We start from the raw sequence: 13,106 nt of genomic DNA on the forward strand, positions 1-13,106 counted from the left end.
ACCGGGAGCCGACGACGGCAGCCTCCGAAGAGGCTGCCGCAGTCGACGAGAGCCTAGACGCGCGGCTTCTCTTTCATCTCAGTGGTCTCGATCTCGTCACCGATCTGGATGTCGTTGAACTTGCCGAGGCCGATACCGGCTTCGAAGTCCGTCCGAACCTCGGTGACGTCGTCCTTGAAGCGACGCAGCGACTCGATGGCCAGGTTGTCCCCGACCACGACACCGTCGCGGATGACACGGGCACGAGCGTTCCTCGTGATCGTGCCGGAGCGGACGATGACACCGGCGATGTTGCCGAACTTGGAGGAGCGGAACACCTCGCGGATCTCGGCGACACCGGACTGGACTTCTTCGTACTCGGGCTTGAGCATGCCGGTGAGGCTTGCTTCCACATCGTCGATGGCGTTGTAGATGACCGAGTAGAACCGGATGTCCACGCCTTCACGAGCGGCACGTTCCCGAGCCTTCGGGTCTGGGCGCACGTTGAAGCCGATGATGATCGCGTTGTCGATGGTCGCCAGGTTGACGTCCGACTCGGTGATCGCGCCGACACCGCGGTGGATGATCCGGAGCTGAACCGAATCGTCGACCTCGATCTTGAGCAGCGACTCCTCGAGTGCCTCGACGGCACCGGAGACGTCACCCTTGATGATGAGGTTGAGCGATTCGACCTTGCCCTCTTCGAGTGCACGGGTGAAGTCCTCGAGGCTGATGCGCTTGCGGGACTTGGCCAGCTGGGCGTTGCGCTCCGCTGCTTCACGCTTCTCGGCGATCTGGCGTGCGGTGCGGTCATCATCAGTGACGAGGAACGTGTCACCGGCGCGAGGCACCGAAGACAGACCCTGCACCTGGACCGGGCGGGACGGCGTGGCGAACTCGACGGCGTCGCCGTTCTCGTCTGCCATGGCGCGAACGCGACCGTAAGCGGTACCAGCGACGATGGGGTCTCCGACCTTCAGCGTTCCCGACTGGATGAGCACGGTTGCAACAGCACCGCGTCCCTTGTCGAGCTTCGCCTCGATGGCGACACCGCGTGCGTCCTTGTTCGGGTTGGCGCGCATGTCGAGTCCGGCGTCAGCGGTGAGCAGCACGGCGTCGAGCAGCTGCTCGATACCGATGTTGTTCCGCGCAGACACGTCGACGAACATGACGTCTCCGCCGTACTCTTCGGCGACCAGTCCGTATTCGGTGAGCTGCTGGCGCACCTTCTGCGGGTTGGCGTCGTCCTTGTCGATCTTGTTCACTGCGACCACGATCGGCACGTTGGCGGCCTGTGCGTGGTTGAGCGCCTCAATCGTCTGCGGCATGATGCCGTCATCGGCTGCGACCACGAGGATCGCGATGTCGGTGACCTGCGCACCACGTGCACGCATGGCGGTGAACGCCTCGTGACCAGGTGTGTCGATGAAGGTGATGGCGCGGTCGACGCCTTCGTGCTCGGCGTGCACCTGGTAGGCACCGATGTGCTGGGTGATGCCACCCGCTTCGCCTGCGACGACGTTCGCGTTCCGGATCGCGTCGAGCAGTCGGGTCTTACCGTGGTCGACGTGTCCCATGACCGTGACAACGGGGGGACGCGCTTCGAGTTCTTCGTCGGTTTCGTCTTCGAGCTCCTGGTCGAGGTCGATGTCGAAGCCTTCGAGAAGCTCGCGATCTTCTTCCTCGGGAGACACGATGAGGATCCGGTAGCCCAGTTCTTCACCGAGGATGCCGAAGGTCGCCTCGTCGAGGGACTCTGTCGCCGTGGCCATCTCACCGAGGTGGAACAGCACGGTGACGAGGTTTCCGGGGCTGGCGTCGATCTTGTCGGCGAAGTCCGAGATGGATGCTCCGCGGCGGAGACGGACGATGGTCGTACCGTCACCACGGGGTACGCTCACGCCGCCAAGCGACGGAGCTTCCCTGAGCTCGAATTCCTGCCTCTTGGCCCGCTTCGACTTGCGCGACTTGCTCTTGCCGCCACCGCGACCGAACGCTCCAGCGGTTCCACCGCCGGGGCCACGGCCACGACCGCCGCCACCTGCGGGACGGTTCGGACCGAAGTTCGAGCCGGGTGCACCGGCAGGTGCGCCGCCTGGGCGCTGGAAGCCGCCGCCTGCAGCGCCGCCTGGGCGCTGGAAGCCGCCGCCGGCCGGACGGCCTGCGCCGCCTGGACGCTGGAAACTGCCGCCGCCTGGACGCTGGCCCTGGCCGGGTCCACCCGGACGCGGTGCGCCTGGACGGGGTGCCCCTGGCCGGGGTGCCTGCGGACGAGGAATGTTGCTCGGGGTGGGTGAGGCCGGGCGCTGGCCCATGCCCTGTGCACTCGCGAACGGGTTGTTGCCCGGACGCGGCGTACCGGTCGGGCGCTGGCCCATGCCCTGCGCACTGGCGAACGGGTTGTTGCCCGGGCGCGGTGCGCCTGGACGGGGTCCGCCTGGTGAGGCTGTCTTGTCTTCGGTGCCGGCTTCTGCGGCTGCGGCGGCAGGAGGCTCGGCAGCGGCGGGAGCCGGAGCCTCGGTCTTCTCCGGGGCAGCAGGAGTTGCGGGAGCCTCAGCTGCCGGCGCCTTAGGGGCGGCCGGAGCTGCTGGTGCGGGGGCCGGAGCGGGTGCAGGTGCCGGAGTGGGGCGTGAGCCCGGCTTGGCAGTTGACTTTGCCGCGGTTTTCGCTGCGGGTGCGCCGTCGCCTGCGGCAGCGGGCTTGGCGCCGTCTGCCTCGAGGGCAGCACGAAGCTTCCGTGCAACGGGGGGTTCAATGGTCGAAGAGGGCGACTTGACGAACTCGCCCAATTCCTTCAGTTTCGCAAGGGCTACCTTGCTGTCGACACCGAGCTCGGAAGCGATCTCGTGTACGCGTGGTTTTCCAGCCACAATTCTCCTGTCTGGGTCCACCCAGACAGGGCAGACCGTTAGTTACGGACGGGTCTCATTTCGAGCCGCTCATTAGTTGTCCATTAGCCGTTCAGCCTGTTCTCTCGTACTGAATTTTCTAGTGCTGCCGTGTCGAGGTTCCCGCTGTGTCGAAGGGCACGCCCGAAGGCCCGCCGCTTCACTGCGAGTTGGTAACACTGGATTTGCGGATGCAGCCACGCCCCTCGACCGGGCAACGTCGCGGTGGTGTCCACCACGAGTTCCGATTCCCGGGCGACGACCCTCAGCAGGGAGGATCTGTCGGCGCGCGTGCGGCATCCGACGCACGTTCTAACAGGTTCCATCCTAGCACCCCGCGAAATCGGTCCCTCTTCTCCCCGGATGGTGTCAGTTGTCTTCGAGGATCGAGTCGGGCTGGATGTCGATCTTCGCGCCGGTGAGCTTCGCGGCGAGGCGGGCATTCTGGCCCTCCTTGCCGATCGCCAGGGACAGCTGGTAGTCGGGGACGAGCGCGCGGACGGCCTTCGTCGACTCGTCGAGGATGAACGAGCTGGTCACCTTGGCCGGCGACAGCGCGTTCGCCACGAACGTGGCCAGGTTCGGCGAGTAGTCGACGATGTCGATCTTCTCGGCGCCGAGTTCTTCGGTGACGGCGCGCACGCGGCGGCCGAGCTCGCCGATGCAGGCGCCCTTGGCGTTGACGCTCGGGTCGTTGGCGCGGACGGCGATCTTGGTGCGGTGGCCGGCTTCGCGGGCGAGCGAGACGATCTCGACGACGCCTGACGCGATCTCGGGAACCTCGAGTGCGAACAGCTTGCGGACGAGCGACGGGTGGGTGCGCGAGAGTGTGATCTGCGGCCCCTTCATCCCCTTGGAGACGCTCGTGACGTAGACGCGGATGCGTGCACCGTGGCGGTACTCCTCGCCCGGGACCTGCTCCTCGGGGGGCATGATGCCCTCGATGGTTCCGAGGTCGATGTGCACCATGCGCGGGTTGGGGCCCTGCTGCACGACACCGGCGACGATGTCGCCCTCGCGGCCCTTGAACTCGCCGAGGATCGCGTCGTCTGCAAGGTCGCGCAGGCGCTGGTTGATGACCTGCTTGGCAGCGAAAGCGGCGATGCGCCCGAAGTCTTCAGGGGTCGATTCGGCTTCACCGATGACAACGCCTTCATCGTCGAGTTCAGGCACGAGGACGGCGACGTGGCCGGTCTTGCGGTTGAGTTCGACGCGCACGTCGGGCTCGGCTTCGCCCGGTTCGGTCTGGCTCTTCACATACGCGGTGCGAATGGCCTGTTCGATGATCTCGACGAGCTCATCGAATGGGATCTCTTTCTCCCGCTCCATCATCTTCAGTACGTTGAGATCGATGTCCACCGGGGTACCCCTCTATTCAGCTGCCACCGCCACGCAAACATTGGCGGATCGATCTACTAACTTACCCGACCTCGCCGGCATCCGTCACCACTCAGGTCACGCAGCCGCGTTACGGGCAGCTAGCAGCTGGCGAGGAACGACTGCGGCGCGAAGATGCTGTTGAGGACATCATCGTGGGCGTACACCCTGACGCCCGGTCGTTCGTCTTCAGGATGAGTCTCGAGCTGGGGCGGGCTCACACCGTCCATGAGTACGTCGATACGGATGCCCTCGTAGTACCAGTGCTCATGAAGGGTGTCAGGGATCTCTGCCAGCAGATCGGCGAATGAACCGCCGATGCGCCCGCCGTGCAGGGTCTCGACGATCATCGTGCTGTGCTCGGCGACCTCGTCGGTGCCCGCGGAGAACCGGGTGGGATCCTTGGCATCCCCGAACACGTAGATCGACAGGCCGTCCCATTCGTAGGTCGTCGTTTCGGGTTCGCAGATGTGGTCGCCCAGGGTGTGCGTCGTCTCGGGTGGCCCATCGAAGAGTCGGGTCATCGTCCCGATCGCCCGCGCAGGGTCCGTCCCGTAGTGGAAGAACGCGATTTCGTCTCCGTCGGCGGTGCGCACCGACAACCCTTCGTCTGCGATCACGACACGGGCTGCGCCCTCGGGCTGGGAGACGGGGATGGGCCGCACCGGCGCCGATGGCGACGGCAACGGTGACGGCTGTGCGGCGGGCGACGCTGGCATCGGCGCACAGCCGGAAACGGCCAGAGCGACCAACACCGCAAGAGCTGAAAGCGAGCGCGCCCGGACCGCCATGATTCCCCCGAAAACCTGTCGGCGTGACCCCGATGTCCGCCGTTGATCACAAGTTACTGGATAAGCCCGAGCTGCGACGTATCGCCTGATAACGAATGGATTCCGGATGCTCCGGATCGAGCGATCGATCCCGCCTTCCGGTCACCGGCTTGCGGTGTATTCCGCTCGCAGCAACGCCCAGATTTCGACGTCGTGATTGCGGCCCTGGTGGTACCACGCGCCCCTGGCCACGCTTTCGAAGGTGAATCCGGACTTCTCTGCCACCCGCCTGGATGCCTGGTTGCCCGGGTGGATGACGAGGCGGAGCCTGTTCACCTTCGTGCGCCCGAACAGGTAGCCGCTGAGCAGCCGCACAGCCTCGGTCACGATCCCCCGGCCGGCGTACTCGCTTGAGTAGAGAATGTAGCCGAGCTCGATCTCGTCGAGGTAGTCGACCGTCGCGAAGAACTCGATGTGACCGAGCATGGCATCACCGTCGCCGGCGATGATCAGCGTGCCTTCCTTCGGCTCCCAGAAGCCCGTCTTCTGAAAGCGATCCCGGAACGTCGGCCAGGCAGAGACACCGATCGGGTAGAACTCGCCACGGTTTCGAATGTCTTCGTGGAAGTCGTACATGCGCTCGAGGTCCGTCTCGCGGACCAGCCTGAGGTGGATCTGGTCTCCCTGGAGCACGATGCCCCCTTCGCTCAGCTGCGCGGGCCGGCGGTGGCCCCCGGCTCACAGGTTACCGATGGCTCCGGATGCCGTCCACCGCCGGCCGGCAGGTCGCGCCGTCCCCGAGAAAAGTGGCCGAACCGACCCGAAACGCTGCCCGCCAGGTCGGCGGACAGCGTTTCGGGTCAACTCAGGAACGAGAGGCGTCAGCCCCTGAGCGCGGCGGCAGCTTCGGCGATCGGCACCGGGGTGCGCTCGCCGGTGCGGCGGTCCCAGAGTTCGACGAGACCGTCTGCGACTCCACGGCCGGCGATCACGATCTTCGGGATGCCGATCAGTTCGGCGTCACCGAACTTCACGCCTGGGGACACTTTGGGGCGGTCGTCGTAGAGGACGTCGAACCCGGCCTCCTCCAGCTGCGCCGCGACCGTGTCCGCCGCTTCGAAGACGGCGGCGTCACGGCCCGTCGCCACGACGTACACGTCGAACGGGGCGACGGTCGCAGGCCAGATCAGGCCCTTGTCGTCGTTGTTCAACTCGGCGATGATCGCGAGGATGCGGGTGACGCCGATTCCGTACGACCCCATGGTGACCGTGACGAGCTTGCCGTTCTCGTCGAGCACCTTGAGCCCGAGAGATTCGGCATACTTGCGGCCGAGCTGGAAGACGTGACCGATCTCCATGCCGCGGGCGAGTTCGACGGGGCCCGAGCCGTCAGGTGCGGGGTCGCCAGCACGCACGTTTGCGGCTTCGACGACGCCGTCGCCGACGAAATCGCGACCGGCCACGAGTCCGAAGACGTGCCTGCCGTCGGCGTTGGCGCCGGTGATCCAGCTGGTGCCGTCGACGACGCGAGGGTCGAGGAGGAAACGGATGCCTGTGGCCGACTTCTCGCCGAGCACAGGTCCGGCATCGCTCCAGGGTCCGATGTAGCCCTTGACGAGTCCAGGATGCTTCGCGAAGTCCGCCTCGGTGGCCGCCTCGATCTCGGCGGGGGCGAAGGCGACTTCGGCGCGCTTGAGGTCGACGTCACGGTCGCCGGGGAGGCCGATGATGACGAGTTCGCGGCTGCCGTCGAGGTGGTTCAGGGCAAGCACGACGTTCTTGAGGGTGTCCGCAGCGGTCCACGCGACACCGTCCTCGCGCGGGTGCTCGGCGTTGGCGAGGTCGACGAGAGTCTGGATGGTGGGCGTGTTCGGGGTGTCGTGCACGATGGCGGCCGCCTGGCCCTCGATGGCGATCGCCGGAGGCACCTCGGTCACCCAGGCTTCGACGTTGGCTGCGTAGCCGCCGGCCGAACGGACGAAGGTGTCCTCGCCGACGGTGGTGGGGTGCAGGAACTCTTCGCTCTTCGAGCCGCCCATCGCACCGGCATCCGCGTTGACGATGACGTACTCGAGACCGAGACGGGCAAAGATCCGCTCGTACGCGTCGCGCTGCGACTGGTAGCTGGCGTCGAGTCCCGCATCCGTGTAGTCGAAGGAGTATGCGTCCTTCATGGTGAACTCGCGGCCACGCAACAGGCCGGCACGGGGACGTGCCTCGTCACGGTACTTGTCCTGGATCTGGTAGATCGAGAGCGGCAGGTCCTTGTACGACGAGTACAGGTCCTTGACCAGCAGGGTGAAGACCTCTTCGTGCGTCGGGGCGAGGAGCATGTCGCTGCCTTTGCGGTCCTTCAGCCTGAACAGCCCGTCGCCGTACTCGTCCCACCGACCGGTGACTTCGTAGGGTTCGCGCGGGAGCAGCGCAGGGAAATGCACCTCGTGGGCACCGGCGTTCGTCATCTCCTCGCGGATGATGCGTTCGATCCTGGCTTTCACCCGCAGACCGAGCGGCAGCCAGGCGAAGATGCCTGGGGCCTGTCGCCGGATGTAGCCCGCACGCACGAGGAGTCGGTGGCTGATCACCTCGGCGTCGGCGGGGTCTTCGCGGAGGGTCTTGAGGAAGAAGTTGGTGAGGCGCGTAACCATTCGTCCATGCTATCGCCGAGGAGAGCGGCATCCCGCCGCAGCAGTTCAGGCGGATGCCGTCACCACGGCTTCTCGACGTAGTCGGGGCTGTTGTCCTGGCCGCGCTGGTTCGAGTCCTGGTTCTGGCGCTCCTGTTCGGCTTCGTCGCCCTTGTCCCTCAGCTCGTCGACCTTGCCGCCGTCGCCCGGCTCCTCTTCCTCCTCCTCAGGCGTGGAGGGATCGCCGTCGTCGTCCTGCTGCTGCTCGCGCTGCAGCCCGCTCTCCCGAAGTTTCTCGGTGAGCCGCTGATCGGCCTGCTCGAGCTTCTCCTCAGTACCCTCGGTCCCGTCAGGCTGCTGTGGATTCGTCTGCTCATCAGGTGGTTCCTGACCGTCCTGCGGGGGCTGCTGCTGGTCGTCGGGGTTCTGGCCATCCGTCGGAGGCTGTTGCTGCTCGCCTTCGTCGGGCTGCTCCTCCTCTGGCGGCGGAGGCTGTTCTTCCTCTGGCGGAGGCTGCTGCTCGAAACAGCCCTCCTCTGCGCCGGCATCGATGACGGCCTTCGCCGTCTCGTACAGGGATGCCGCCCCGGCGAAATAGCCGGCAGCGAAGTAGGCGTCGCCTTGCAGCTCCCAGGCGAGAGCGAGGTTCACCCGCACGTCGCAGCGGCGGTCCTCCGGCGCACGCTCCAGAGCCTTCGCGAGGTCGTCTGTCGCCTGCGAATAGGACTCGCCTGCGGCGAATGCGGTTCCGCGGTTGAAGTACGGGATCCAGTCCTCGACGACGTTGAGGAACATCAGGGCATCCGACGATTCTGCGCTCTGCTCGAATTGCTCGCGGTCGTATGCGTCGATGGCACGCCCGGCGAGCACCGGCATGCTGATGAGTTTCCAGGCGATGAACAGGGCGAGGAGCACGACGGGCAACGAGAACAGGAGCATCCGGCGGCGGGTGCGCGCGACACCTGCCTTCGACTTAACCAGCACGGCGGACCCCTTCCAGCCGGCGGAGGTCGCGAAGTGCCCCGGCGAGCACAGCGATCTCGATGAGCGCCAGCATCCCGAGCCCGATGGCGAAGATCCAATAGAACTCGGGAGTGCTCACGACAGGGTCCGTCCCGGCCTGCACGTCTCCGACGGTGACCCCGGCTATCACCGGTGTGATCGGCTCCCCCGCGTCGCGATGCAGGTAGTCGACGCCGAGTTCGCCGGCGATGCCCGCAAGGGCGGTCTCATCGATGCGGGAGATCGCCTCCTGCTCGCCCGAGTCGCTGAACCAGGTGATGTACGGAAGGTCGGCGTCAGCAGAGTCGTAGCCGCTGAACTGCCTCATTCGTCCGCCTTCTTCGGTCCCGTAGCCGAGCACGGCTCCCTCGTCGATGAACTCGGAGACGGGCTCGAACGTGCCGGGGGCTTCGGCGACCGTCTGCTCACCGTCGCCGAGGTAGAACAGCACCCGCGTCCTGTCCGGATTGGTCTCAGCGTCCTGGGCGAGCCGGTCCGCGATGAAGTCCACGGGGGCGGAGATGCTGCTGCCCCCTGAGTAGACCGTCACTTCCTGGTTCAGCGCCTTGACACCGGACACCACCGCGGACGTGTCGGTGGTGAGCGGAATCCTCTGCACCGTTTCGGCATCGAAGGTGATCAGCGAGAACCGTGCGCCGAGAAGTTCGGTGGTGATCGCTTCGAGATCGGCTCTGACACCGACGAGCCGCGGCTCCTGTGCCGTTCCGTAGTCCTCGGCGGCCATGCTGCTCGTGGTGTCGACGACGAAGTAGACATCGACGTCGCCGGATGCCGTTGGCGGGTGCAGGTTCGTCGGGAGGCCGGGGCGCAGCGCCAGCCCGAACAGCAGGATCACCATGCCGAGCCGCAGGAGCCAGTGCCAGGCGCCCTGCTTGCGCGGTGCCCGCGCAAATTGCACGATCGCGAAGAGGGCTAGTGCACCGAGCACGACCACGAGCATCCCGACGGGGAGGATCGGCGAGAACGTCATCGCTTGAGCCTCCATCCGAAATACATGATCAGAATCGTGCCGGCGAGTCCGATCAGGAACGGCCAGGTGGGCTCGTCCGTGCGAACCAGGATCGGCTCGCCCGTGAGTCGCGTGGTCTGCTGCTGCTCGATGCCGTCGACGATGGACGGGATCGCCGACGGGTCAGCGAGTGCGTAGTAGCCACCGTCCGTGGCGAGCACGACCTCTTCCATCTCTGTGGCGAATTCGGCGATGTAGTCCTTGCTTGACACGTCGCCCGGGTTGATCCCGTAGACCCGCACGTTCCGGTCCCTGGCGAACTCGCCGGCCTCAGGCAGGGTGAGGATCGGTTCGCCGGCCACGTAGTTGTCCGTGGCGAGGACCACGGATCGTGAGCGCTCGGCTTCGATGTCGTCGAAACGCATGACGCAGGACCCGAGACCGTCGCCGATGAGCGACGAGCCCTCGCCGAGCAGGGTCCCGTTGATGAACTCGTAGTCGGACAGCGGCGATGACAGGTCGTTCTCAAGGTACTCCAGCTGCTCGTGGACGAAGGTGTAGTCGCTCGTCAGCGGGAAGTAGGTCACGGCGGAAGCGTTGAACAGGACGAGGCCGATCCGTTCGCCGTCGAACTCGTCGACGAGGTCGCGGAAGGTTCGCACGATCGCTGCGTCGTAGTCGATCATCGAGCCGGACACGTCGAGACACAGCACGATGTCACGGTTGCGCATCTCGGGCTGGTAGGCGCTGATGCTGACCAGCCGCGAGCTCATCACGACCGCCGCGATCAGGACGATCGACAGCACGGCGACGGCGCCGTACAGGGTGGCGCGATAGCGCGCGAGGGCTGCGCGGTATGCGGGAAGTTCGGTGAGCCGCTCGGAGTGCGCCAGGGGCACGGCGTCTGCACCGGTCCTGGCGTGTCTGCGGGCACGCAGCCACAGCGCGAAGGCGACGACGCCCGCGATGAGGACGAGCCAGACGATCGGCAGCCACCAGTAGATCAGTTCCACGTGCCCACCACCTCACGCGCTATGCCGGCCGAATGCGGCACGTCACCCTGGTCGAGTGGTGCGAACTCGGCCGGGTAGTACAGTTCGACGGCGTCGGCGACCGAGCGGAGGTTCGCCTGGTTGAGGTCCTCGAGCGTCATCACCTGCGCTTTCCGGCCGCTCGATTCGAAGACGAAGAACCGCACGAGGGTGCCGAGCTTCTGATGGGCGGCCCGCGTGGTGAGTTCGTCGCGGCGCCAGGCCTCTTCGACCTCCTCGATGAGGTCGTAGTACTTGTCCTTCAACCGCCCGGCCTCGAGGATCGGATTCGTCTCGGGCTGACGCGGCGGCATCCGGTGCTTGCGCCTCGACCACCACCAGACGAACACGTACCAGAGGGCGACCAGCACGAGGATCACGACCCCGAGCATCGCCCAGATCGGATCGTAAGACGTGGGCGGGAAGTAGCCGTCAACGCCGGGCATGGTTGTGCACCTCCAACAGGCGGAACAGCCCTGGCACGACATCGTCGCCGCCGGTCACGCGGCAGCTGGAGATGCCGATCCGGTCGAGCAGGTCTGCGGATGCCGCTGTGCGCGTGGCGACCGCCGTGGCGAAGTCCGCGCGAAGGGCGGTGTCTCTGCGGAGGAACGGCGGGAGCTCCCGGCCGTCCGCCACGTCGAACATGTCGCGTTCGGAATATTCCTCGAGCGTCGGGTCGGCATCCCCCACCGTGACCCAGAGGATCTCGTGCTGGGCATGCAGCAGGCGGAGCAACCGGAGCTCCTCTGTGCGTTCGGCGTCGATGGCGCCGTCGTCTGCGATCACGACCAGGATCATCCGCCTGCGGAAGGTGCGTCTCACGAACTCGAGCTGGCTGAGGAGGCGACTCGGGCCCGCGGCGAGGGTGGTGCGGCGGTGAATGACGCCGAGGATCCGCTCGAGGTGCGATTCGGTTCCCCGGAGTGCGACATGCTCTGTCGTGTCGGCGTCACCGGCCACGAGTCCGACGTGGTCGCCGTGCCGGACCGCCAGATACCCGATCACCCCGGCGGCGAGGACAGCGACGTCCCGTTTCGTCGCGCCACCCGCTGCCATTGCCGCGAAGTCCCTGCCGGTGTCGACGACGAGGAGGACGGCGTGTTTCCTGGCCGCGATGTACCGCTTCGTCAACGGCGAACCGACCCGAGCCGTGGCCTTCCAGTCGATGTCCTTGACGTCGTCGCCAGGCGTGTAGGCGCGGAGATCGTCGAAGTCGAGGCTCTTGCCGTGGAACAGAGAGACGTACTCGCCGTCGAGAAGCCCGCGAACCTTGCGGTGTGCGCGAATGAAGAGTCGTGTCTTGACCCGGTGGAGCAGCTCGTCCACGTCGATTCCTACGGAACGGAGATCGCCGCGAAGATCGCGTCGATGATGGTGTCAGGTTCCACGTTGTCCGCGGCCGCTTCGAAGCCGAGGATGAGGCGGTGCCTGAGGACCTGGTGGCGGAAGAACTTGACGTCCTCAGGGATGACGTGGTCGCGGCCATTGAGGAGGGCGAGCGCCCTGGCCACGGCGCTGAAGGCGATCGATGCCCTGGGGCTGGCGCCGTACTGGATGTACCCGGCCAGCGTTGGTGGAAGGTACTGTGCCGCGTTCCGCGACACGAAGACTGCCTGGACGATGTAGTTGAGGATCGACGGGTCAAGGTAGACCCTCCTGACCAGGGCCTGCAGGAAGAGGACGTCGTCGATCGACGCATGGGGCAGCTCGGTCGCCTGCGAGTCGTAGACCCCGGCGTTGACGCGGCGCACGATCTCTGCCTCATCGGTGAGGCTCGGGTAGGCGAGGATCTCCTTGATCAGGAACCTGTCGAGTTGTGCCTCGGGCAGGTGGTAGGTGCCCTCCTGCTCGATCGGGTTCTGTGTGGCGAGCACGAGGAACGGCTGCGGGAGCGGGTAGTTCACACCGCCGATGGAGGTCTGGCGTTCCTGCATCGCCTCGAGCATGGCCGACTGGGTCTTCGCGCTCGACCGGTTGATCTCATCGAGCAGGACGAAGTTGGCGTGGACAGGCCCCAGCTGGGTGTCGAACCGCCCTGTTCCCGGGTCGTAGATCTGAGTTCCGATGATGTCGGACGGCAGCAGGTCTGGTGTGCACTGGATGCGCTTGAACCTGGCCTGCACCGATTCGGCGATGGCCTCAGCAGCAGTCGTCTTGGCCAGGCCAGGCACGCTTTCCAGCAGCACGTGCCCGCCGGTCATCAGGGCGACGAGGAGACTGGTGCGCAGGCTGGTCTGCCCGACGACCTTCGTGCCGTATGCACGGACGATCGTCGTGAGGATGTCGTGGGCTCGCGACAATTCGGCCGGCTGGACGGGCGTGTTCGGTTCGGCAGTCAAGGTCACAGCGGGCTTCTCCCCGGAAGTCGCGTGGCAGTCGGGCATCGGCGCCCACCCACGATTCGGTCAGTCTAATCGACCGAATCCCCCGCTCCGCTGGGAATTCGCGCACTGTCTTGCG

Annotated in this window: 12 protein-coding genes; all 12 read right to left on the reverse strand. The window is 66.0% G+C overall.

The window, feature by feature from the left end; genetic code table 11:
• Positions 1 to 53 precede the first annotated feature (53 nt).
• Positions 54 to 2,849 (reverse strand): translation initiation factor IF-2, encoded by a 2,796-nt coding sequence (gene infB / locus AC1M2K_RS00745; RefSeq protein WP_480239437.1) that lies wholly within the window; start codon positions 2,847 to 2,849, stop codon positions 54 to 56.
• An 83-nt stretch (positions 2,850 to 2,932) separates the two neighbouring features.
• Positions 2,933 to 3,310 (reverse strand): YlxR family protein, encoded by a 378-nt coding sequence (locus AC1M2K_RS00750; protein ID WP_480239438.1) that lies wholly within the window; start codon positions 3,308 to 3,310, stop codon positions 2,933 to 2,935.
• Positions 3,237 to 4,226 (reverse strand): transcription termination factor NusA, encoded by a 990-nt coding sequence (gene nusA / locus AC1M2K_RS00755; protein ID WP_480239439.1) that lies wholly within the window; start codon positions 4,224 to 4,226, stop codon positions 3,237 to 3,239. Before nusA ends, AC1M2K_RS00750 begins: the two co-directional genes overlap by 74 nt.
• Before the next feature lie 119 nt (positions 4,227 to 4,345).
• Positions 4,346 to 4,963, reverse strand: a complete 618-nt coding sequence (locus tag AC1M2K_RS00760) for a hypothetical protein (protein WP_480239440.1) — start codon at positions 4,961 to 4,963, stop codon at positions 4,346 to 4,348.
• Positions 4,964 to 5,176: 213 nt separating this feature from the next.
• A complete protein-coding gene (locus tag AC1M2K_RS00765) occupies positions 5,177 to 5,707 on the reverse strand; it encodes a GNAT family N-acetyltransferase (RefSeq protein WP_480239441.1) in 531 nt (176 codons plus the stop codon).
• Between the two features lie 188 nt (positions 5,708 to 5,895).
• Positions 5,896 to 7,662 carry a proline--tRNA ligase gene (locus AC1M2K_RS00770; RefSeq protein ID WP_480239442.1) on the reverse strand — a complete coding sequence of 589 codons (1,767 nt, stop codon included), beginning with the start codon at positions 7,660 to 7,662 and terminating at the stop codon, positions 5,896 to 5,898.
• 59 nt (positions 7,663 to 7,721) lie between these two features.
• Positions 7,722 to 8,624, reverse strand: a complete 903-nt coding sequence (locus tag AC1M2K_RS00775) for a hypothetical protein (protein ID WP_480239443.1) — start codon at positions 8,622 to 8,624, stop codon at positions 7,722 to 7,724.
• On the reverse strand, positions 8,614 to 9,633 hold the full coding sequence (locus tag AC1M2K_RS00780) for a vWA domain-containing protein (RefSeq protein ID WP_480239444.1): 1,020 nt from the start codon (positions 9,631 to 9,633) through the stop codon (positions 8,614 to 8,616). Before AC1M2K_RS00780 ends, AC1M2K_RS00775 begins: the two co-directional genes overlap by 11 nt.
• The gene (locus AC1M2K_RS00785; RefSeq protein WP_480239445.1) at positions 9,630 to 10,625 is read right to left on the reverse strand and encodes a VWA domain-containing protein; all 996 of its coding nucleotides are present in this window, start codon (positions 10,623 to 10,625) and stop codon (positions 9,630 to 9,632) included. Before AC1M2K_RS00785 ends, AC1M2K_RS00780 begins: the two co-directional genes overlap by 4 nt.
• A complete protein-coding gene (locus AC1M2K_RS00790) occupies positions 10,616 to 11,089 on the reverse strand; it encodes a hypothetical protein (RefSeq protein ID WP_480237523.1) in 474 nt (157 codons plus the stop codon). The genes AC1M2K_RS00785 and AC1M2K_RS00790 overlap by 10 nt, the downstream gene beginning before the upstream one ends.
• A complete protein-coding gene (locus AC1M2K_RS00795; RefSeq protein WP_480239446.1) occupies positions 11,076 to 11,972 on the reverse strand; it encodes a DUF58 domain-containing protein in 897 nt (298 codons plus the stop codon). Before AC1M2K_RS00795 ends, AC1M2K_RS00790 begins: the two co-directional genes overlap by 14 nt.
• 8 nt (positions 11,973 to 11,980) lie before the next feature.
• On the reverse strand, positions 11,981 to 13,030 hold the full coding sequence (locus tag AC1M2K_RS00800; RefSeq protein ID WP_480237525.1) for an AAA family ATPase: 1,050 nt from the start codon (positions 13,028 to 13,030) through the stop codon (positions 11,981 to 11,983).
• Positions 13,031 to 13,106: the final 76 nt, after the last annotated feature.

The organism is Mycetocola sp. Y171 (assembly GCF_056713165.1).